20 protein-coding genes are annotated in these 20,993 nt (G+C 68.0%); 16 read left to right on the top strand and 4 right to left on the bottom strand.

What is annotated here, in order from left to right; translation table 11 throughout:
* Positions 1-13 precede the first annotated feature (13 nt).
* The 7 genes from ACE3SG_RS24885 to ACE3SG_RS24855 all read left to right on the top strand — a co-directional run bounded on the left by ACE3SG_RS24885 (position 14) and on the right by ACE3SG_RS24855 (position 7,986).
* Complete coding sequence (locus tag ACE3SG_RS24885) at positions 14-2,395, top strand: 3-hydroxyacyl-CoA dehydrogenase/enoyl-CoA hydratase family protein (RefSeq protein ID WP_374568933.1); 2,382 nt, start codon at positions 14-16, stop codon at positions 2,393-2,395.
* Positions 2,396-2,410: 15 nt separating this feature from the next.
* A complete protein-coding gene (locus ACE3SG_RS24880; RefSeq protein ID WP_374568932.1) occupies positions 2,411-3,610 on the top strand; it encodes an acetyl-CoA C-acyltransferase in 1,200 nt (399 codons plus the stop codon).
* Between the two features lie 212 nt (positions 3,611-3,822).
* Complete coding sequence (locus tag ACE3SG_RS24875) at positions 3,823-4,692, top strand: alpha/beta fold hydrolase (protein WP_374568931.1); 870 nt, start codon at positions 3,823-3,825, stop codon at positions 4,690-4,692.
* A gap of 158 nt (positions 4,693-4,850) precedes the next feature.
* Positions 4,851-5,822, top strand: coding sequence for a hypothetical protein (locus tag ACE3SG_RS24870; protein WP_374568930.1), 972 nt, complete (start codon positions 4,851-4,853; stop codon positions 5,820-5,822).
* Between the two features lie 2 nt (positions 5,823-5,824).
* Positions 5,825-6,334 carry a hypothetical protein gene (locus ACE3SG_RS24865; protein WP_374568929.1) on the top strand — a complete coding sequence of 170 codons (510 nt, stop codon included), beginning with the start codon at positions 5,825-5,827 and terminating at the stop codon, positions 6,332-6,334.
* Positions 6,335-6,470: 136 nt separating this feature from the next.
* Positions 6,471-7,235, top strand: a complete 765-nt coding sequence (locus ACE3SG_RS24860) for an enoyl-CoA hydratase (RefSeq protein WP_374568928.1) — start codon at positions 6,471-6,473, stop codon at positions 7,233-7,235.
* Between the two features lie 7 nt (positions 7,236-7,242).
* Positions 7,243-7,986: an SGNH/GDSL hydrolase family protein gene (locus ACE3SG_RS24855; RefSeq protein WP_374568927.1), complete on the top strand. Its 744-nt coding sequence runs from the start codon at positions 7,243-7,245 to the stop codon at positions 7,984-7,986.
* On the opposite strand, the gene ACE3SG_RS24850 is transcribed toward ACE3SG_RS24855, so the two are convergent.
* Positions 7,983-8,438, bottom strand: coding sequence for an acyl-CoA thioesterase (locus ACE3SG_RS24850; protein ID WP_374568926.1), 456 nt, complete (start codon positions 8,436-8,438; stop codon positions 7,983-7,985). The genes ACE3SG_RS24855 and ACE3SG_RS24850 overlap by 4 nt on opposite strands.
* A gap of 50 nt (positions 8,439-8,488) precedes the next feature.
* On the opposite strand from ACE3SG_RS24850, the gene ACE3SG_RS24845 reads away from it, so the two are divergent.
* The 7 genes from ACE3SG_RS24845 (at position 8,489) to ACE3SG_RS24815 (ending at position 15,857) form a co-directional block, all read left to right on the top strand.
* Entirely contained in the window at positions 8,489-10,336 is a 1,848-nt protein-coding gene (locus ACE3SG_RS24845) for an ABC transporter ATP-binding protein/permease (RefSeq protein WP_374568925.1), read from the top strand.
* A complete protein-coding gene (locus tag ACE3SG_RS24840) occupies positions 10,317-11,231 on the top strand; it encodes a LysR substrate-binding domain-containing protein (protein ID WP_374568924.1) in 915 nt (304 codons plus the stop codon). Before ACE3SG_RS24845 ends, ACE3SG_RS24840 begins: the two co-directional genes overlap by 20 nt.
* 230 nt (positions 11,232-11,461) lie before the next feature.
* Positions 11,462-12,358, top strand: coding sequence for an amino acid ABC transporter substrate-binding protein (locus ACE3SG_RS24835; protein ID WP_374568923.1), 897 nt, complete (start codon positions 11,462-11,464; stop codon positions 12,356-12,358).
* A gap of 109 nt (positions 12,359-12,467) precedes the next feature.
* Entirely contained in the window at positions 12,468-13,211 is a 744-nt protein-coding gene (locus ACE3SG_RS24830) for an amino acid ABC transporter permease (protein WP_374568922.1), read from the top strand.
* Between the two features lies 1 nt (position 13,212).
* On the top strand, positions 13,213-13,878 hold the full coding sequence (locus tag ACE3SG_RS24825; protein ID WP_374568921.1) for an amino acid ABC transporter permease: 666 nt from the start codon (positions 13,213-13,215) through the stop codon (positions 13,876-13,878).
* A 78-nt stretch (positions 13,879-13,956) separates the two neighbouring features.
* The gene (locus ACE3SG_RS24820) at positions 13,957-14,691 is read left to right on the top strand and encodes an amino acid ABC transporter ATP-binding protein (RefSeq protein WP_374568920.1); all 735 of its coding nucleotides are present in this window, start codon (positions 13,957-13,959) and stop codon (positions 14,689-14,691) included.
* A 179-nt stretch (positions 14,692-14,870) separates the two neighbouring features.
* Positions 14,871-15,857, top strand: a complete 987-nt coding sequence (locus ACE3SG_RS24815) for a catalase (RefSeq protein WP_374568919.1) — start codon at positions 14,871-14,873, stop codon at positions 15,855-15,857.
* 24 nt (positions 15,858-15,881) lie between these two features.
* Here ACE3SG_RS24815 and ACE3SG_RS24810 read toward each other — a convergent pair whose 3' ends face one another.
* The 3 genes from ACE3SG_RS24810 to ACE3SG_RS24800 all read right to left on the bottom strand — a co-directional run bounded on the left by ACE3SG_RS24810 (position 15,882) and on the right by ACE3SG_RS24800 (position 18,954).
* Positions 15,882-17,951, bottom strand: a complete 2,070-nt coding sequence (locus ACE3SG_RS24810; protein ID WP_374568918.1) for a putative bifunctional diguanylate cyclase/phosphodiesterase — start codon at positions 17,949-17,951, stop codon at positions 15,882-15,884.
* Positions 17,952-18,043: 92 nt separating this feature from the next.
* On the bottom strand, positions 18,044-18,565 hold the full coding sequence (locus ACE3SG_RS24805) for an SRPBCC family protein (RefSeq protein WP_374568917.1): 522 nt from the start codon (positions 18,563-18,565) through the stop codon (positions 18,044-18,046).
* Positions 18,562-18,954: a nuclear transport factor 2 family protein gene (locus tag ACE3SG_RS24800; RefSeq protein WP_374568916.1), complete on the bottom strand. Its 393-nt coding sequence runs from the start codon at positions 18,952-18,954 to the stop codon at positions 18,562-18,564. The genes ACE3SG_RS24805 and ACE3SG_RS24800 overlap by 4 nt, the downstream gene beginning before the upstream one ends.
* 86 nt (positions 18,955-19,040) lie before the next feature.
* On the opposite strand from ACE3SG_RS24800, the gene pyrC reads away from it, so the two are divergent.
* A complete protein-coding gene (gene pyrC, locus ACE3SG_RS24795; protein WP_374568915.1) occupies positions 19,041-20,093 on the top strand; it encodes a dihydroorotase in 1,053 nt (350 codons plus the stop codon).
* A gap of 35 nt (positions 20,094-20,128) precedes the next feature.
* Positions 20,129-20,914: an NYN domain-containing protein gene (locus ACE3SG_RS24790; RefSeq protein WP_374568914.1), complete on the top strand. Its 786-nt coding sequence runs from the start codon at positions 20,129-20,131 to the stop codon at positions 20,912-20,914.
* The last annotated feature ends 79 nt before the right edge of the window (positions 20,915-20,993 follow it).

Genomic DNA, 20,993 nt, shown 5'->3' with positions numbered 1-20,993 from the left:
AGGAGAACACAAGATGAGTCGATTCCAGGTTCGCAAGGTTGCCGTGTTGGGCGCCGGCGTGATGGGCGCGCAGATCGCCGCCCATCTGGTCAACGTGAAGGTGCCGGTCGTGCTGTTCGACCTGCCCGCCAAAGAAGGCCCCAAGAGCGGCATTGCGCTCAAGGCCATCGACAACCTGAAGAAGCTCAAGCCCGCCCCGCTGGGCGTGCCCGAAGACGCGGCGCGCATCCAGCCCGCGAACTACGAAGAGCACCTGGAGCTGCTGAAGGACTGCGACCTGATCATCGAGGCGATCGCCGAGCGCATGGACTGGAAGCTGGACCTGTACCAGAAGGTCGCGCCGTTCATCGCCCCGCACGCGATCGTCGCCTCGAACACCTCGGGCCTGTCGATCACCAAGCTGGCCGAGGCGCTGCCCGAATCGATCAAGCCGCGTTTCTGCGGCATCCACTTCTTCAACCCGCCGCGGTACATGTACCTGGTGGAACTGATTCCGACGCCCACCACCGAAGCTGGCTACCTGGACCAGCTGGAGTCCTTTGTCACCACCACCGTGGGCAAAGGCGTGGTGCGTGCGAAGGACACGCCGAACTTCGTCGCCAACCGCGTGGGCATCGCCGGCATGCTGGCCACCATCCACGAGGCCGAGAAGTTCGGGCTGTCCTATGACGTGGTCGACGACCTGACCGGCAAGAAGCTCGGCCGCGCCAGCTCGGGCACCTTCCGCACCGCGGACGTGGTCGGCCTGGACACGATGGCGCACGTCATCAAGACGCTGCAAGACAACCTGAAAGACGATCCGTTCTACCCCAGCTACGCCACGCCGCCGGTGCTGGCCAAGCTGATCGAACAGGGCGCGTTGGGGCAGAAGGCCGGTGCCGGCTTCTACAAGAAGGTGGGCAAGGACATCCTGCGCCTGGACCCCGCCAAGGCCGACTACGTGCCGGCCGGCGGCAAGGCCGACCCGATCGTCGAGCGCATCCTGAAGAAGCCCGCGGCCGAGCGCCTGAAGCTGCTGCGTGAATCGACCAACCCGCAGGCGCAGTTCCTGTGGGCGATCATGCGCGACTCGTTCCACTATGTGGCCGTGCACCTGGCCGACATCGCCGACTCGGCGCGTGAGATCGACTTCGCGATGCGCTGGGGCTTCGGCACCAAGCAGGGCCCGTTCGAGATCTGGCAAGAGGCCGGCTGGCAGCAAGTGGCCACCTGGGTCAAGGAAGACATCGACGCCGGCAAGGCGCTGTGCAAGGCACCGCTGCCCGCCTGGGTCTTCGATGGTCGCACCGGTGTGCACACGCCCGAAGGCTCGTGGTCGGCTTCGCAGAACCGCTACATCCCGCGCTCGAACCTGCCGGTCTACAGCCGCCAGCACTTCCCCGAGAGCCTGGTGGGCGCCGGCGCGACCGACCCGCTGAAGGCCGGCACCGAGCTGTTCCGCAACGACGACATCCGCGTCTGGACGCTCGACAACGAAGTCGTCATCGCCACCATCACCTGCAAGCTGCACCTGATCAGCCCGGCGGTGACCGAAGGCCTGCTGAAGGCCGTCGAGTTGGCTGAAAGCCGCTACCAGGGCCTGGTGATCTGGTCGCCCGACGATGTGTTCTCGGCCGGCGCCAACCTCGAAGCGCTGATGCCGGTGTTCATGAAGAGCGGCAGCAAGGGCATCAACCCCGAGGTCAAGAAGCTGCAGGACGCGCTGCTGCGCGTGCGCTACGCCAGCGTGCCGGTGGTTGCCGCGATGCGCGGCATCGCGCTGGGCGGCGGCTGCGAGATCGCGGTGGCCTGCGCCAAGCGCGTGGCCGCGATGGAAACCTACGTCGGCCTGGTCGAGGTGGGTGTCGGCCTGCTGCCGGGTGGCGGTGGCCTGACCTATGTCGCCCGCCGCGCGGCCGAGAACGCGCAGAGCGGCCCGGGGTCCGATCTGCTGAACTTCCTGAAGGGCGGCTTCGAGGCCGCGGCGATGGCCAAGGTGGGCACCAGCGCGATCGAGTCGCGCAAGCTGGGCTACCTGCTCGACAGCGACGTGATCGTGCCGAACAAGGACGAGCTGCTGTATGTGGCGATCAGCCAGGCCAAGGCGATGGCCGATGCCGGCTACCGTGCACCGGCCAAGGCGCAGATCCCGGTCGCCGGCCGCATGGGCATCGCCACCATCAAGGCGAGCCTGGTGGGCATGCGTGACGGCAACTTCATCAGCCAGCACGACTTCCACATCGCGAGCCTGATCGCCGACGTGGTGTGCGGCGGCGAGGTCGAGGCCGGCACCGTGGTGACCGAGGAATACCTGATGACGCTCGAGCGCAAGCACTTCTGCAGCCTGCTCGACCACCCGAAGACGCAAGAACGCATCATGGGCATGCTCCAAACGGGCAAGCCGGTGCGCAACTGATTGGAGCGACGAACCATGACCAAGCAAGTGCAAGACGCCTACATCGTCGCCGCCAGCCGCACCCCGATCGGCAAGTCCGGCCGCGGCTACTTCAAGAACACCCGCTCGGACGACCTGCTGGTGCGCGCCGTGCAGGCCGCGCTGGCGCAGGTGCCGTCGCTGGACCCGAAGGCCATCGAAGACGGCATCATCGGCTGCGCGATGCCCGAAGGCGAGCAGGGCGCCAACATGGCCCGCATCGCGATGCTGCTGGCAGGGCTGCCGACGTCGGTCGGCGGCATCACCGTCAACCGCTTCTGCGCGTCGGGCCTGTCGGCGATCCAGATGGCGGCCGACCGCATCCGCGTCGGTGAAGCCGACGTGATGCTGGCTGGTGGTGCCGAGAGCATGAGCATGATCCCGATGACCGGGGTCAAGCCCTCGTTCAACCCGAACGTGTTCCTGAAGGACGAGAACGTCGGCATCGCCTACGGCATGGGCCTGACCGCCGAGAAGGTCGCCCAGCAGTGGAAGGTCAGCCGCGAAGACCAGGACGCGTTCGCGCTGGCCTCGCACCAGAAGGCTTTGGCCGCCCAGGCCGCCGGCGAGTTCGGCGACGAGATCTGCCCGTTCGACGTGATCGAGCGTTTCCCGAACCTGGACACTGGCGAGATCAACCTGTCGACCCGCACCGTGAGCCTGGACGAAGGCCCGCGCAAGGACACCTCGCTCGAGGGCCTGGGCAAGCTCAAGCCGGTGTTCGCCGCCAAGGGCAGCGTCACCGCCGGCAACAGCTCGCAGACCAGCGACGGCGCCGGCGCGCTGATCCTGGCCAGTGAGAAGGCGGTCAAGCAGTACGACCTGAAGCCGCTGGCGCGCTTCGTCAGCTTCGCCAGCAAGGGCGTGCCGCCCGAGATCATGGGCATCGGCCCGATCGAGGCCATCCCCGCCGCGCTGAAGAGCGCCGGCCTGAGCCTGGCCGACATGGGCTGGATCGAGCTGAACGAAGCCTTCGCCGCGCAGGCGCTGGCGGTCATCCGCACCGTCGGCCTGAACCCGGACGTGGTCAACCCGATGGGCGGCGCGATCGCGTTGGGCCACCCGCTGGGCGCGACCGGTGCCATCCGCGCCGCGACGGTGGTGCATGCACTGCGCCGCCGCAAGCTGAAGTACGGCATGGTCACGATGTGCGTGGGCACGGGCCAGGGGGCTGCCGGCATCTTCGAAGCCGTCTGATGCCACGGGGCGCTCCGTAGGAGCCGCCCCCATCCGAAGGTGCGCGCGGAGCCGGCCCTGCCGGCCCGCTGCGCAAGCCCAGCCGGGGTTGCCCCTCGCGCCAGGCGCGCGCAGCGCCGCCGCCCATCAAGTGGCGTGCGCGGAGCCGGCTTTGCCGGTCCGCTGCGCGAGCCCCCTCGGGGGCAGCCCCCGGAAGGGGGCGTGGGGGCCTCATGCACATTCGTTTCCCCGCCACCGACGGCTTCGAGCTGGCTGGTACCTTGTATGGCAACCCCGAGACGGCGCGGGCCGCGGTGCTGATCGCGCCGGCGATGGGCGTGCCGCAGAGCTACTACACCGAGTTCGCGCGCTGGCTGGCCGGCCTGGGCCATGTGGTGCTGAGCTTCGACTACCGCGGCATCGCCGCGTCTCGCCCGCAGGCGCATGCCCGCTCGCTGCGCGGCTTCGAGGCCGACATCCACACCTGGGCCGAGAAGGACGCCGCCGGCGCGCTGCACTGGCTGCGCACCCAGGTCTCGCCCGAGCGGCCGCTGCACTGGGTCGGCCACAGCCTGGGTGGCCAGATCTTCGGCCTGCTGCCCAACCGGCACCTGGTCGACCGCGCGGTCACCGTGGCTTCGGGCAGTGGCTACTGGCGCGAGAACGCGCCCAAGCTCAAGCGCATGGTCTGGTGGATGTGGTACGTGCTGGTGCCGGTAACACTGCCGCTGGCGGGCTACTTCCCGGGGCGCCGGCTGAAGAAGGTGGGCGACCTGCCGCACGGCGTGATGGCGCAGTGGCGGCGCTGGTGCCTGTCGCCGCAGTACATGATGGGTGAGGGCGGCCCGACGCTGCAGCAACGCTATGCCGAGCTGCGCACGCCCATCCTGTCGCTCAGTTTCACCGACGACGAATTCATGTCTCAGCGCAACATCGAGTCGCTGCACGGCTTCTACGCCAACGCACCGAAATCGATGAAGCGCATCGCCCCGTCGGACGTGGGCATGAAGCGCTTAGGCCACTTCGGATTCTTCCGCCCTCAGTGCGAACCCAGCCTGTGGATAGAAATTGATCATTGGTTGAGGCCGTCCCCCCTTACCTAAGGGGGGTCCTGCCTTTGACCGATGCAAGCGGTCTTCCTAGCATCAGGGCTCTGGCCTCAAGGCATCGTCGGTACCCCGGCGCCGCTTGTCGAGGCCAGGTTCGTTCGGCGCCAAGCGATTCGCCAGCGCCGGCTCTAGTGTTCTTCAGGAGACTGCAAATGCAATCACGTCCCTCGACCCTGTGGCTCGCCATCGCCCTCATGATGGGCGCCGGTGCCACCGCGCAAGCCGCCGCCACGCGCGACCAGGCCTCTTCGGCCTCGGAAGCGGCTCAAGGCGTGCAAATGGTTCCCACGGGCAAGGGCTACGGCGTTCCCGCCAAGGCCGGTCAGTTCGTGCCGCAGGTTGAATCCAACCTGGCCAACGGCATCGACTACCACGGTGGTCCGGTGATGAAGGCCAAGGGTGGCCAGAACATCTACATCCTGTGGTACGGCAACTGGGCGACCCAAAGCCCGACCGGCAAGGCGATCGTGACCGACATGATCAAGAACATCACCGGCACGCCTTACTACAACATCAACACGACCTACTACCAGAACAACGCTCCTGCGAAGAACGTCAAGAACAAGGTCAACCTGAAGACCCAGATCGACGACGTCAACAAGTCGCTCGGCTCGGCCCTCTCGGACGCCCAGATCCGCCAGCTGGTGGCTGACGCCATCACCGCCGGCAAGTTCCCGGCCGACAAGAACGGCATCTACTTCGTGCTGACGACCAAGGACGTGAACGCGACCTCGGGCTTCTGCACCCAGTACTGCGGCTGGCACACCCACACCAGCGTGCTGTCGACCGACATCAAGTACTCGTTCGTCGGCGACGCTGCCCGTTGCATCGGCTCTTGCGCCGCGCAATCGGCCAGCAGCCCGAACGACAACCCGGGTGTCGACGGCATGGCCAGCGTGATCATGCACGAGATGGAAGAAGCCGCGAGCGATCCGGACCTGAACGCCTGGTGGCAGACCTCGACCGGCATGGAAAACGCCGACAAGTGCGCCTGGACCTTCGGCACGCAGCAAACCGCGCCGAACGGCTCGAAGTACAACGTGCAGTGGGGCCCCCGTAAGTTCCTGATCCAGCAAAACTGGGTCAATGCGAACGGCGGCAAGTGCGCGATGTCTTATCCCTGATGATGGGACTTGACCGCTTGGTGCTGGCCACCGCCAGCGCTTTGCTGTTGAGCTCGGCGGCCGTCTCGGCCGCCGAGCCGGCCGGCGACCAGCCGCCGCCGCGACAGCGGGTCGTGACGATGACCCGCTTCGTGAAGATCTTCAACGATCACGAGTACGACCTGATCGATGCGGTGCGCGCGGGCGACAAGGGCAACCTGGATCGCCTGGTCGCGGCCGACTTCGAGCAGCGCAATGCCGCCTCACCGGCGGTGCCCGTACCGCGCGACGACTGGATGGCGGCCAACGAATTGAAGGCACCGGGCCAGGCCCTGGTGACCGAGCTGGCGGTGCACGACCGCGGCGAGCTGGCCATCGCCAGCTTCAGGCTCAAGTTGAAAGACCGAGACCTGTTCATCGTCGACGTGTGGCGCCGCAAGGGTGCCGATGCCTTCGAGCTGCTGACGCGCTACGCCAGCCCGATCGCCGGCACGGGTAACCCCCCGCCCGTGGCCCCCACCGGCAAACGCTGAATCGCCTCGGGTTGACCCGAGCGGGCTTTGGAGAGCACTCTCCAGGCCCACACCACCGCGGCCGCGGGTGGCGCTGTCAGAATCGGCAGCACCCCCGCGGCCATCTTCATGGCCGCTGCCCTTTGAAGGAGACGCCATGTCGATCAAGACGGCCACGCTGAACGGCGTGGCGACGATAGAAATCGCCCGCCCCGAGAAGAAGAACGCACTGACGCAGGCGATGTACCAGGCGATGGCCGATGCCATCAACGCCGCGCAGGACGACGGCGCCGTGCGCGCGCTGTTGATCACCGGCCAGCCCGGCATCTTCACCTCGGGCAACGACATCGAAGACTTCATGCAGCGGCCGCCGCAAAGTGCCGACTCGCCGGTCTTCCGCTTCATGCAGGCGCTGGTCGGCAGCGACAAGCCGGTCGTCGTCGCGGTCACTGGTGCGGCCATCGGCATCGGCACCACGCTGCTGCTGCACTGCGACTTCGTCTATGTCAGCGACGAGTCGCGCTTGGCCATGCCCTTCGTCGGCCTGGGCCTGGTGCCCGAGTTCGCTTCCAGCCTGCTGGTGCCCGAGCTGATGGGCCATCGCCGCGCGGCCGAGAAGCTGCTGTTGGGCGATCCGTTCACCGGCGAGCAGGCGGTCGAGTGCGGCCTCGCCAATGCGGTGCTGCCGGCGGCCGAGGTGGTGGCCCACGCGCGCCGCGTGGCCGAGCGCTTCAATGCGCTGCCGCCCGGCGCCGTGCGCGACAGCAAGCGCCTGATGCGCGGCCCGCAACGCGAGCAGGTGCTGAAGACGATCGCCACCGAGGCCGAGCTGTTCGGCCAGCGCCTGCGCAGCCCCGAGGCGATGGAGGCCTTCCAGGCCTTCTTCCAGAAGCGTCAGCCGGACTTCTCCAAGTTCGCGTGATGCCTCGATGAGCCTGCCGGCCAAGTTGGCGCTGGCGCCCTTGCTGCTCTGGCAGGGGCGGCAGGTGCGGCGCCGTGCGCTGTGCCTGCCCGAGGCCAGCGGGCCGCGTGAAGGCGTGGCCGGCCACGGCACCGGCGAGCCGTGTCTGCGCCTGCTGGTGGTCGGCGATTCGTCGGCGGCCGGTGTCGGCGTGGCGCATCAGCACCAGGCCCTGGCCGAGCCGCTGGCGCGGGCCTTGGCCAAGCGGCTGGACGGCCCGGTGGCCTGGCAGCTGATCGCGACCACCGGCCACCGCGCCGCCGACGCGCTGGCTGCGCTGCAGACGGCGCCGGCATTGGCGCCGGCCGACGTGATGCTGGCCGTGCTGGGCGTCAACGATGCGGTCGCGATGTCGCCCGCCGGGCCCTGGCTGGCCACGCTCGACGCGCTGCATGCCTGCGCGGCACAACGCGCCGGCGTGCGCCTGAGCTGGCACACCGCGCTGCCGCCGATGGGCCGCTTTCCGCTGCTGCCGCAGCCCTTGCGCTGGGTGATGGGCCTCGAAGCGGCGCGGCTGGACCGGGCATTGGGCGCCCACCTGCCGACTCGCCATGACCGCCGGCTGGCCGTCTTGCCGGCCACACCCGCCGGCACCTTGCAGCCCGGCTGGATCGCCGACGACGGCTTCCACCCGGGCCCGCAAGGCTACCGGCGTTGGGCCGAGGCACTGGCCGAGCAGATCGCCAGCGACGCGGCCCTGCCGTTGGGTTAGCTCTCTTTGGGGATCTTGCGCGGCTGGCCCTGCATGTCGATCGCGACATAGGTCAGCTTGGCCTCGGTCACCTTGACCACGTACAGGTCTTGCGGGTTGCGCTCGGCGTAGACCTCGACATGGACCGTGATCGACGTGGTGCCGATGCGGGTGACCGTGGCGTAGAAGCTCAGCAGGTCGCCCACCGACACCGGCTGCTTGAAGACGAATTCGTCGACCGCGACGGTGGCGATGCGGCCTTTGCTGACGCGCATCGGCAGCACCGCGCCGGCCAGGTCCATCTGGGCCATGATCCAGCCGCCGAAGATGTCGCCATTGCCGTTGGCATCGGCCGGCATCGGCATCACGCGCAGCACCAGCGTTTTGTCGTCGGGCAAGCGTTGCGCCAGCGGCTCGGGCACACTGGGCTTGGTGGCCGCCTGCGCGGCGGCGTTGGGGTCGGCATCGGTCATGGTGTCCCGTCCTCTCACTTTCATTTGTTGTCCGAGCCGATTCTTCCACGATGCGTCGTCAATCACTGGCTGTCGAAAGCCCCCCTGCCACGGGGGCCTCTGCCAAGCGTCTTCATTCCGATGGCCAGACGCTCAAGCGCCTGCTGCCCTACATCTGGCGCTACCGGTGGCGTGTGGCCGCGGCGCTAGTGTTCCTGGTCTCGGCCAAGGTGGCCAACCTGGGCGTGCCGCTGCTGCTCAAGACCCTGGTCGACCACCTGAACCTGCCACCCGGCGACGCGCGTGGCCTGCTGGTCGTGCCGGCGGGGCTGCTGCTGGCCTATGCGGCGCTGCGCCTGTCGACCAGTGTGTTCACCGAGTTGCGTGAGCTGGTGTTTGCCAAGGCCACCCATGGCGCGTCGCGCCAGATCGCGCTGGAGACCTTTCGCCACCTGCACGCGTTGAGCCTGCGCTTTCACCTCGAGCGGCAAACCGGCGGCATGACACGCGACATCGAGCGTGGCACGCGGGCGCTGCAGTCGCTGGTCTCGTATTCGCTCTACACGATCCTGCCGACGATCGTCGAGCTGGTGCTGGCGCTGGTGCTGCTGGCCACCAAGTTCGACCTCGGCTATGTGTGGATCACGCTGGCGGCATTGGTGTGCTACGTGCTGTTCACGATCACCATCACCGAGTGGCGCACGCAGTTTCGCCACAAGATGAACGAGCTCGATTCGCGCGCCCACACCCGCGCAATCGACTCGCTGCTGAACTACGAGACGGTCAAGTACTTCAACAACGAGGCCTTCGAGGCCCAGCGCTACGACACCGGGCTCGACGCCTACCGCCGCGCGCAGATCAAGTCGCAGACCTCGCTGTCGCTGCTGAACACCGGCCAGCAGCTGATCATCGCCGGCTCGCTGCTGGCGATGCTGTGGCGCGCGACCAGTGGTGTCGTCAGCGGCCAGCTGACGCTGGGCGACCTGGTGCTGATCAACGCGTTGCTGATCCAGCTCTACATCCCGATGAATTTTCTCGGCGTGCTGTACCGCGAGGTCAAGCAGAGCCTGACCGACCTGGACAAGATGTTCACGCTGCTGGAGCGTGAGCGCGAAGTGGCCGACAAGCCCGGCGCGCCGGAGTTGCAGGTGCGAGGCGCCACGCTGCGCTTCGAGAACGTGGCCTTCGCCTACGACCCGGCGCGGCCGATTCTGCAGTCATTGAGTTTCGAGGTGCCGGCCGGCAAGACGGTGGCGGTGGTCGGCGCCAGCGGTGCCGGCAAGAGCACGCTGGCCCGGCTGATCTATCGCTTCTACGACGTGCAGGCCGGCCGCATCACGATCGACGGGCAAGACATTGCCGAGGTCACGCAAGACAGCCTGCGGCGTGCGATCGGCATCGTGCCGCAGGACACCGTGCTGTTCAACGACACGATCGAATACAACATCGCCTACGGCCGCGCTGGCGCCTCGCGGGCCGAGGTCGAAGCCGCGGCCAAGGCGGCGCACATCCACGAGTTCATCGTCGCCCAGCCGCTGGGCTACGACACGGTGGTGGGCGAGCGCGGGCTGAAGCTCTCGGGCGGCGAGAAGCAGCGCGTGGCGATCGCCCGCACGCTGCTGAAAGACCCGCCGGTGATGATCTTCGACGAGGCCACCTCGGCGCTCGACTCGGCCAACGAACGCGCGATTCAGGCCGAGCTGAAGAGCGTGTCGCGCGGCAAGACCACGCTGGTGATCGCGCACCGCTTGTCCACGGTGGTCGATGCGCACGAGATCCTTGTGATGGAGGCGGGCCGCATCATCGAGCGCGGCTCGCATGCGGTGCTGTTGGCCCAGGGCGGGCGGTATGCTCGCATGTGGCAGCTGCAGCACACCACACAAGAACGGCGGGAGACAGATGGACACCAAGTGGCTTGAGGACTTCATCAGCCTGGCCGAGACGCGCAGCTTCTCGCGCTCGGCCACCTTGCGCCATGTGACCCAGCCGGCGTTCTCGCGCCGCATCCAGGCCCTCGAGGCCTGGGCCGGCATCGACCTGGTCGACCGCTCGTCCTACCCGACCCGTTTGACGCCCGCCGGCGAGACCTTTCACGCCCAGGCGCTGGAGATCCTCGGCAACCTGCAGGCCACGCGCAACATGATGCGTGGCCACCAGGTGGCGGGGCAGGACATGGTCGAGTTCGCGGTGCCGCACACGCTGGCCTTCACGTTCTTCCCGCACTGGCTGATGGACCTGCGCAAGCGCCTGCCCACGCTGAAGAGCCGGCTGATCGCGCTGAACGTGCACGACGCGGTGATGCGCATGACCGAAGGCAGCTGCGACCTGCTGATCGCCTACCACCACCCGACGCAGCCGTTGCAACTGGCGCCCGACCGCTACGAGATGCTGAGCCTGGGCACCGAGACCTTGGCGCCCTATGCCAAGGCCGGCGCCGACGGCCAGCCGCTGTGCAGGCTGCCGGGGCGCCTGGGTGCGCCGGTGCCGTTCCTGAGCTACGCATCGGGCGCCTACATGGGGCGGCTGGTCGAGCAGATCATCAAGCACGCGCCGACGCCGCCGGTGCTCGACCCGATCTACGAGACCGACATGGCCGAGGGCCTGAAGGCGATGGCGCTCGAAGGCCACGGCCTGGCGTTCCTGCCCGCCAGCTCGGTGCGCAAGGAGCTCAAGGCCAGGCGCCTGGTGGCGGCCGGCTCCAGCGACTACGAGATGACGATGGAGGTGCGCATCTACCGCGAGCGCCCCGAGGTCGCGCGCCATGTGAAGGCCGGTGCACAAGAGTTGTGGGGTTTCTTGCAGTCGCGACAATGACTCGCGCCGCGTCATAGTGAAAACCCTCACCCGTCATGCGCGCCGTGCATAAGGCGGCCAACAATCGGCATTGGCCCGGTGGGCGAGGCACCGCTACAGTCCGCGCCCAACGCTGTGGTTGGCTCGGTTCCTGCTCCACAGCGGCGCCGGGGCGGTACGGGCTTGCACGTAGTCCTGATGGCGGTGATTGACGTTACACCTGCACCCTGTATCCATTCGAAGGAGTTCGCATGAAGAAAACCCTGCTGGTCCTGGCTGCGTTCGCAGCTGCGGGCGTCGCCCAGGCCCAGAGCAACGACACGCTGAAGAAGATCAAGGACACCGGTGTGGTGACCATGGGCGTGCGCGAATCTTCTGGTGCGCTGTCGTTCACGCTGGGTGACGGCAAGTACGTGGGCTACCACGTCGAGCTGTGCCAGCGCGTGCTGGCCGACGTCGAAAAGCAAGTCGGCAAGAAGCTGGAGATCAAGTACCAGCCGGTCACGTCGCAAAACCGCATCCCGCTGGTGCAGAACGGCACCGTCGACATCGAGTGCGGCTCGACCACCAACAACGCGACGCGCCAGAAGGACGTGGCCTTTGCCGTCACGACCTATGTCGAGGAAGTGCGCATCGCCACGCATGCGAACGCCGGCATCACGTCGATCAGCCAGCTGAACGGCAAGAAGGTCGCCACCACCACCGGCACGACCTCGGTGCAGACGCTGCGCAAGAACGAGCGCGCCACCGGCGTGAACTTCGAAGAAGTCTTCGGCAAGGACCACGCCGACAGCTTCCTGCTGCTCGAGTCGGGCCGTGCTGACGCCTTCGTGATGGACGGCCAGATCCTGGCCGGCCTGATCTCGAAGTCCAAGAACCCGAACGACTTCAAGATCGTCGGCGAAGTGCTGTCGGTCGAGCCGATCGCGATCATGATCCGCAAGGACGACCCGGCCTTCAAGAAGGTGGTCGACACCACGCTGACCGGCCTGATGAAGTCGGGCGAGATCAACAAGATCTACGACAAGTGGTTCATGCAGCCGATCCCGCCGGCGAACACCAAGGTCGGTCTGCCGGCGTCCGAGGCCACCAAGGCCGCGTGGGCGAACCCGAACGACAAGCCGATGGAAGACTACGCGAAGAAGTAAACCATCTCAGCGCAAACACCGTGGCCTCGGGCCCGGTGTTTGCATAGGCTGACGGCGCGGCGCCGGAAGGTTGCCGCGCCTTTTCTTTGTGCGCCGGGGGATCGAACACGTGGCGAATTGGGATTGGCAGGTGTTCTGCAAGGACACCATTGATGGGGAGGTCGTGCCGCGCTGCTTTGGCAGCAATGGCAGCATCACCTACCTCGACTGGATGCTTTCGGCCTGGGGCTGGACGCTGTCGGTGTCGCTGCTCGCGCTGGCCGTGGCGCTGGTCGTCGGCTCGCTGATGGGCATCTTTCGCACCACACCGAGCAAACCGCTGGTGTGGCTGGGCAATGCGTGGACCGAACTGTTCCGCAACATCCCGCTGCTGGTGCAGATCTTCGTCTGGTACCACGTGATCCCTTCGCTGATCCCGCCGCTGCGGGGCGTGCCGAGCTTCATCTTGATCGTGATGGGGCTGGGCTTCTTCACGTCGGCGCGCATTGCCGAGCAGGTCAAGGCAGGCATCCAGAGCCTGCCCAAAGGCCAGCGTTATGCCGGCCTGGCGATGGGCCTGACGCTGCCGCAGACCTACCGCTACGTGATCCTGCCGATGGCGTTTCGCATCGTCGTGCCGCCGCTGACCAGCGAGAGCATGAACATCATCAAGAACTCGTCGGTGGCGTTCGCGGTGTCGATCGCCGAGCTGACCCAGTTCGCGATGCAGGCGCAGGAAGAAACCTCGCGCGGCATCGAGATCTACCTGGCGGTCACGGGCCTGTATTTCATCTCGGCCTTCGCGATCAACCGCATCGCCAAGGTGATCGAAGGGCGCATGCAGGTGCCTGGCCTCATTGGTGGAGGCAAGTGAGATGAATCTCGACTTTGCCTTCCTCGACTGGGGCGTCGTCTCCAGCTTCGTCGCCAAGGGCTTCTTCTTCTCGCTCCAGCTGACGCTGATCGCGATGATCGGCGGCACCATCATCGGCACCTTGCTGGCGCTGATGCGCCTGTCGGGGCGCCCGTGGCTCGTCTGGCCGGCGGCGGCCTATGTCAACACGCTGCGCTCGGTGCCGCTGGTCATGGTGATCCTGTGGTTCTTCCTGCTGATCCCGATGCTCATCGGGCGGCCGATGGGCGCCGAGCTGTCGGCCATGATCACCTTCACCGTGTTCGAGGCGGCCTACTACTCCGAGATCATGCGGGCCGGCATCCAGAGCGTGCCGCGGGGCCAGGTGTTCGCGGGTTATGCGGTGGGCATGACCTACCGCCAGTGCATGCAGCTGATCGTGCTGCCGCAGGCCTTCCGCAACATGCTGCCGGTGCTGCTGACGCAGACCATCATCCTGTTCCAGGACACCTCGCTGGTCTACGCGATCGGTGCCTACGACCTGCTGAAGGGCTTCGAGGTCGCGGGCAAGAACTTCAACCGCCCGGTCGAAACCTACCTGACCGCCGCGGTCGTCTACTTCGTGATCTGCTTCAGCCTGTCGATGACCGTGCGGCGCCTGCAGAAGAAGATTCAGATCATCCGATGAAATGCCAGCCCCGGCTGCGGGGCACCGGCCGGCCAGGGGCGGCCCGTCGCTCGGCCGGGTCTCGACAAGGAGAGTGTTGTGATTGATATCAAGAATGTCAGCAAGTGGTACGGCGCGTTCCAGGTGCTGACCGACTGCACGACCACCATCAAGAAGGGTGAAGTGGTCGTGGTCTGCGGCCCGTCGGGCTCGGGCAAGTCGACGCTGATCAAGACCGTGAATGCGCTCGAGCCGTTCCAGAAGGGCGACATCGTCGTCGACGGTGTCTCGATCGCCGACCCGAAGACCAACCTGCCCAAGCTGCGCAGCCGTGTGGGCATGGTGTTCCAGCACTTCGAGCTGTTCCCGCACCTGAGCGTGACCGAGAACCTGACGCTGGCGCAGATCAAGGTGCTCGGCCGCACCATCGACGATGCGAAGACCCGCGGCCTGAAGATGCTCGACCGGGTCGGCCTGATGGCGCACAAGGACAAGTTCCCCGGCCAGCTGTCCGGCGGCCAGCAGCAGCGCGTGGCGATCGCCCGGGCGTTGAGCATGGACCCGATCGTGATGCTGTTCGACGAGCCCACCTCGGCGCTCGACCCCGAGATGGTCGGCGAGGTGCTGGACGTGATGGTGCAACTGGCACAGGAGGGCATGACGATGATGTGCGTGACCCACGAGATGGGCTTTGCACGCAAGGTCAGCCACCGCGTGATCTTCATGGACGCTGGCAAGATCATCGAGGACTGCACGAAGGAAGAATTCTTCGGCAACCCCGACGCCCGCTCGCCGCGCGCCAAGGATTTCCTGTCGAAGATCCTGCAACATTGAGCCCCCACGCTCCCTGCCGGTCGCTGCCTTGCAGGGCGCGCCGGGCCAGAGGCCCGTCCCCTTGCCAGGCACAAACAGTCCCCAGGACCATTTGTGTCCGGGCAAGGCCCCCCGAGGGGGCTTTTGCAGCGGACCGGCGGAGCCGGATCCGCGCAAACTCCTTGGCTGGGTGACTTGGCATGGTGGACGCAAGTACCGAATGGGTGGAGCGCATCGCGCAGGACGAGGTTGCGCGCCACGCCGCGGCCGCCGAGGCATTCGTCGCGATGCAGCGCGCCAAGTCGGCGCGCTTCGGCCAGGGGCGGGCGTTGCACCGCAAGCCGCTGCTCGCCCTGCGCGCCACGCTGACGGTGCCGAAGGGCCTGCCGGCAGCGGCGCGCCAGGGCTTGTTCGCGCAAGTCGGCGAACACGACGCCTGGGTGCGCCTGTCCAACGGCGGGCCCGATGTGCAAAGCGACCGCCGGCCCGATGTGCGCGGTTTTTCGCTGCGCGTCTGGGGCGCCGATGGTCCGGCGGCGCTGGGTGGCCAGACCGACCACCAGGACTTCGCGCTGATCAACCTGCCGGCCTTCGCCTTTGCCGACAGCGTGCCGTTTGTCAGCCTGGTGCTGGCGATGGCCAAGGGGCCGGCGGCCTTGCTGCCCTGGGCGCTGCGCACCTATGGGCCGATCGGCATGTTGCCGGCGCTGGCGCGGCTGGGCCGCTTGTTCAGCCGCCGCTTCAGCGGTTTTGCGACCGAACCGTTCTTCAGTGCCACGCCGATCGCCTGCGGCCCCTACGCCGCGCGGGTGCGGCTGCTGCCGCCGGCCGGCCTGCAGCCCGCGGCCAGCCAGCCCCAGCACTGGGGCGACGAGCTGCTGGGCCGCCTGGCGCAGGGCCCGCTCGACTACCGCCTGCAGCTGCAGTTCTTTGTCGACGAGGCCCGCACGCCGATCGAAGACGCGTCGGTCGATTGGCCCGAAGCGGTGGCGCCGTATGTGGATGTCGGCGTGCTGCGCTTGTTGCCGCCCGAGAGCGGCAGTGCCGGCGAGGCCTTCACCACCCAGGTCGAACGCTCGGTGTTCGACCCCTGGCAGGCCTTGATGGCGCACCGCCCGCTGGGCGAGGTGATGCGCGCACGCAAGGTCGTCTACTTCGCGAGCCAGCAAGAGCGCGGCGTGGCCTGACGCCACGCCGGTGCGCCGGGCCGCTCAGGCCTGCGCGCGCTCGCCCAGCCAGGCGGCCAGCGCCACGGCGCTCAAGGGCCGGCTGATCAGATAACCCTGCAACTCGTCGCAGTGCATGGCGCACAAGGTGTGGCGCTGCGCCTCGGTCTCGACCCCCTCGGCGGTGACCTCGAGCTTCAGGCCGTGGGCCAGTTGCACCACGGCGCGGGCGATGGCCAGCGCCCCGGCATCGGTCGGCAGGCCGGTGACGAAGCTGCGGTCGATCTTGATCTTGTCGACCGCCAGCTCGCGCAGGTGCGACAAAGACGACTGGCCGGTGCCGAAGTCGTCGATCGCGACCCGCACCCCCAGCCGCCTGAGCTGCCTCAGCGTGTCCTTCACCGCGGCGATGTCGTCCATCAGCACGTGCTCGGTCAGCTCCAACTCCAGCCAGTGGCCGGGCACGCCTTCGCTGAGCAGCAGGTCGGCCACGCTGTCGACGAAATCGGAGGCGTGGAATTCGAGGCTGGACAGGTTCACCGCCACCGGCAGCGCGCCACCATCGGGCCGCAGCGCCTGCCAGGTGCGGGCCGAGCGCAGCGCCTGGCGCATCGTCCAGCGGCCGATGCGCTGCATCAGCCGGCGCTGCTCGGCCACCGGCACGAAGTCGTCCGGGCCGAGCAGGCCGCGCTCGGGGTGGTGCCAGCGGATCAGCGCTTCGAGGCCGACGCAGATGCCGTCCGACGCGCGCACGATCGGCTGGTACAGCAGCTCGAACTCGCCGCGCTCCAGCGCATGGCCGAGCTGCACTTCGAGCAGCAGCGCCTCGTAGGCCACGCTGGCCATCGAGCTTTCGAAGAACTGGCAATTTGCCCGGCCGCGCGACTTGGCCACGTACATCGCCGTGTCGGCGTGCTTGATCAGCGTGGCCGGGTCGTCGCCATGGTCGGGGAAGAAGGCGATGCCGATCGACGGCGAGACCGAGATCGACTGGCCTTCGACCTCCAGCGGCGCAGCGATCGCGCGCAGCAGCTTGTGCGCCACCTCTTCGGCGTCTTCGCGCTGCTGCGCGATCGGCAGCAGCACCATGAACTCGTCGCCGCCGAAGCGGGCCACCAGGTCGCTGGCGCGCAGGCATTCGGTGATGCGCGCGGCCACCGTCTTCAGCAGCGTGTCGCCGACCAGGTGGCCGAGCGAATCGTTGACGCGCTTGAAGTGGTCGAGGTCGACGAACAGCAGCGCCAGGTGGCCCTCGTTGTCGCGCGCTGCGGCCATCAGCTGGTCCAGCCGCTCCATGAAGGCGCCGCGGTTGGGCAGGCCGGTCAGCAGGTCGTGGTGGGCCAGGTGGTGGATGCGGGCCTGCGCGGCGTGGCGGTCGCGCATGTCGCGCACGATCGTCATGCGGATGCGCTCGCCGTTGCGCAGCATCGTGCGCACGATGAACTCGACCGGGATCGGGCTGCCATCTTTATGCAGGATCGCCAGCTCGTAGGTCGTCTCCTGGCCGGCGCTCATCACCGCCAGCACCCGCGCCACATGCTCGGGCGCGATGAAGCTCAGCACATGGCGGCCGAGGATCTCGGGCAGCGTGCTGCCGATCAGGTCGAGGATCGGCTGGTTCGCGTCGGTGACCAGGCCGTCCTTGTGGAAGACGATGCCCTCGGCGCTGGCTTGCATGAACTTGGCCAGGCGCTCTTCGGACTCGCGCACCGCGCGCTCGGCCAGCCGGTGCTTGGTGATGTCGGAGATCAGCACGAAGCACGACTGCGGCGTGCCGTCGGCCGACAGGTGCGGCAGCAGGTTCACCTCGAGCCAGTGCGGGCTGCCGTCGGGGGCGACCACCTGGCGCTCGTACATCACCGCTTCGCGCTGGTCCAGCACATGGTCGACCTGCGGCGCGATCTCGCGCGCGGCCGCCTCGCCGATCACCTCGGCAAAGGTGCGGCCGACGATCGAGCGCTCGTCGCAGCCGAACGTGCGCGCGTACTGCTTGTTGGCGAACAGGCAGCGTCGCGTCGTGGCGTCATAGCAGGCGATCAGCGCCGGCACGTTGTCGGCGAGCAGCCGAAACTGGTCGGCACTGAATTCGTCGGCGGGCAGGGGCGGGTCGGACATCCGCGAGGGCCTTGTTCTCGTCCGGTCGGGGCGATCATAGCCCCGACGAGCCGTTGCCGGGGGACTGTCGGCAGCGCGGCTGCGTCGCCTGCTCAGGCGACGCGGGCCGGGCGCTCGCCGGCCAGCCAGCGGACCAGCCCGCGCCCGCCGCCGCGCATCACGCCCTCGTGGTTCCAGTGGAACAGCGGGGCCATCAGCGGCGCGGCCAGCCGCATCCAGGTGGTGTTCAGGTACAGGCGCCAGGTGTAGCGAACGACCGTGCCAGCACCGTCTGGCCACAGCTCCCACAGGCCTTCGCCTTCGAGCGCGCCGCTGGACCGCCCGAGCAGGCGCCGCGGCGCGTCGGACTCGACGCATTCGACATCGAGCGTGAAGCCGTAGGGCAGCCGGCTGCCCCAGGCGATGCGCCGCAGCGCGCCGACGCCGTCTGGCTCGCGGCCGCGGCGCAGCAGCGTGACGCTGCGCACGTAAGGCCACCACTGCGGCCATTCGTCGACCTCGGTCAGTGCCTGCCAGACAGCCTCAGGTGGTGCGTCCAGCCGCCAGTGCGTCACATAAGCGTAGGTGCGCTGGCGGCTGCCGGCCGGCAGCGCGGGCTGGGCTTGTGCCGTCACGGCCGCACCTTGGCGGCGGCCTCGGTGTCGAGGATGCCGTAAAAGCGCGCGAGTTGGCCGTCGCGGGCCTGCCAGACATGGACCCAGGGGCTCTCGAACACGCCGCCGTTGGGCAGGGCCTGGGTGCGCTCCCAGCCCAGCACGGTGACGTGGTCGGCGCCGACCAGGAACTCGCGCGGCTCGAAGGCCTGGATGCCGTCGGCCTGCGCAACCGCCAGCAACCATTCGCCCACCTGCGAGCGGCCCTGCACGCGGCCGGTGTACGGGGCTTTCGAGTCGCCGGCGAACTCCCAGCGCACATCGGGCGTCAGCAGGTTCAGCAGCGTGGGCGCGTCGCCGCTGCCGAAGGCGGCATAGGCGGCTTGGACGAGGGCGAGCGGGGTGGTCATGGAGGCTCCTGCGGCTTCGGTCTCATCCCATACGACGGGACCGACCGTCTGGATGCACGGCGAGGCCTGCGGCGACAATCCGGCCCATGGCTTCCCCCGACACCCTGACCCTCACGCGCCCCGACGACTGGCACCTGCATGTGCGCGACGGCGCCGCCCTGGCGGCCGTGTTGCCGCACACCGCGCGCCAGTTCGGCCGCGCGATCATCATGCCCAACCTGCGCCCGCCGGTCACCAGCACCGCGCAGGCGCTGGCCTACCGCGAGCGCATCCTCGCCGCCCGCCCCGAGGCGGGTGCTGCGGGCAGCGACTTCGAGCCGCTGATGACGCTGTACCTGACCGACCTGACGCCGCCGGACGAGATCCGCCGCGCCAAAGACGCCGGCATCGTCGCGCTCAAGCTCTACCCGGCCGGTGCCACGACCAACAGCGACGCCGGCGTGACCGACATCCGCAAGACCTACGCGACGCTCGAAGCGATGCAGCGCGAAGGCGTGCTGCTGCTGGTGCACGGCGAGGTCACCGACCCGGCGGTCGACGTGTTCGACCGCGAAGCCGTCTTCATCGACCAGGTGATGCGCCCGCTGCGCCGCGACTTCCCCGCGCTGAAGGTGGTGTTCGAGCACATCACCACCAAGGACGCCGCCGAGTACGTGGCCGAGGCGGGGGCCCACACCGCGGCCACGGTGACCGCCCACCACCTGCTCTACAACCGCAACGCGATCTTCCAGGGTGGCCTGCGGCCGCACTACTACTGCCTGCCGGTGCTCAAGCGCGAGGTGCATCGCCAGGCGCTGCTGAAGGCGGTGGCCTCGGGCTCCGACCGCTTCTTCCTCGGCACCGACTCGGCGCCGCACGCGTCGGTGATGAAAGAGGCCTCGGTCTGCGGGGCTGGCTGCTTCACGGCGCCCAGTGCGCTGGAGCTGTACGCCGAGGCGTTCGATGCGATCGGCGCGCTCGACAAGCTCGATGCCTTCGCCGGCCACCACGGCCCCGCCTTCTACGGCCTGCCGCGCAACACCGGCACGGTGACGCTGAAGCGCGAGCCCTGGGCGCTGCCCGAGACACTGCCGTTCGGCGACGCGCTGATCAAGCCCTTGCGCGCCGGCGAAACGCTGTCCTGGCGGCAAGTGGTTTGAGGCGTACCCTCGGCATCGCCACCACCGGAACCCCGATGACCACCCAGAACGCCCGCATCGCCCTGCTGATCGACGCCGACAACTCGCCGGCCGCCAAGATCGACCTGATCCTGGCCGAGCTCGCCAAGCTCGGCGAGGCCAACATCCGCCGCGCCTACGGCAACTGGAAGAAGAACGAGCTGAAGGGCTGGGAGAAGGTGCTGCACGAGTGCGCCATCCGCCCGATTCAGCAGTTCGACGTCAGCAAGGGCAAGAACGCTACCGACATGCTGATCGCGATCGACGCGATGGACCTGCTCTACACCGACCGGCCCGACGCGTTCGGCATCGTCTCGTCAGACGCCGACTTCACGCCGCTGGTGATGCACCTGCGCGCCAAGGGCGCCACCGTCTACGGCTTCGGCGCCAAGAAGACGCCCGAGCCCTTCGTGGCCGCCTGCTCGCGCTTTCTGTACCTCGAATCGCTGGGCGAGCCCGACGACGAGCCCGAGGCCGACGAGCCGGCGCCGGCCGCCGGCGCCCCGGCGCGCAAGCCGCGCGCGGCGCCCAAGAAGCCGGTCGGCACCGAGCTGCGGCGCGATGCGCGGCTGGTCAGCCTGCTGCGCCGCGCGGTCGATGGGGCGGCCGGCGACGACGGCTGGTCCAACCTGAGCGCGGTGCGGGCGCAGATCGCCAACCAGGCCTCGTTCGACCCGCGCAACCACGGCTTCAAGAAGTTCAGCGACCTGGTCGAGGCGATCGGCCTGTTCGACAGCGAACGCCGCGGCCAGAGCATCTACGTGCGCGACAAGCGCCAGGCCAAGGCCGCGCGCGGGGACTGATACATCCAGGCACGCACTGTTGCCCGGTGCGAAGCTGTGTAAAGCCGGGGGCCGCGGGTCGGCGGCTCGGGCCGAGGGG

It is taken from the genome of Ideonella sp. (assembly GCF_041914305.1).
Taxonomy (GTDB): domain Bacteria; phylum Pseudomonadota; class Gammaproteobacteria; order Burkholderiales; family Burkholderiaceae_C; genus Ideonella.
Note: the sequence above shows the minus strand (reverse complement) of the source record. Positions and strands in the feature narration are given on the sequence as shown.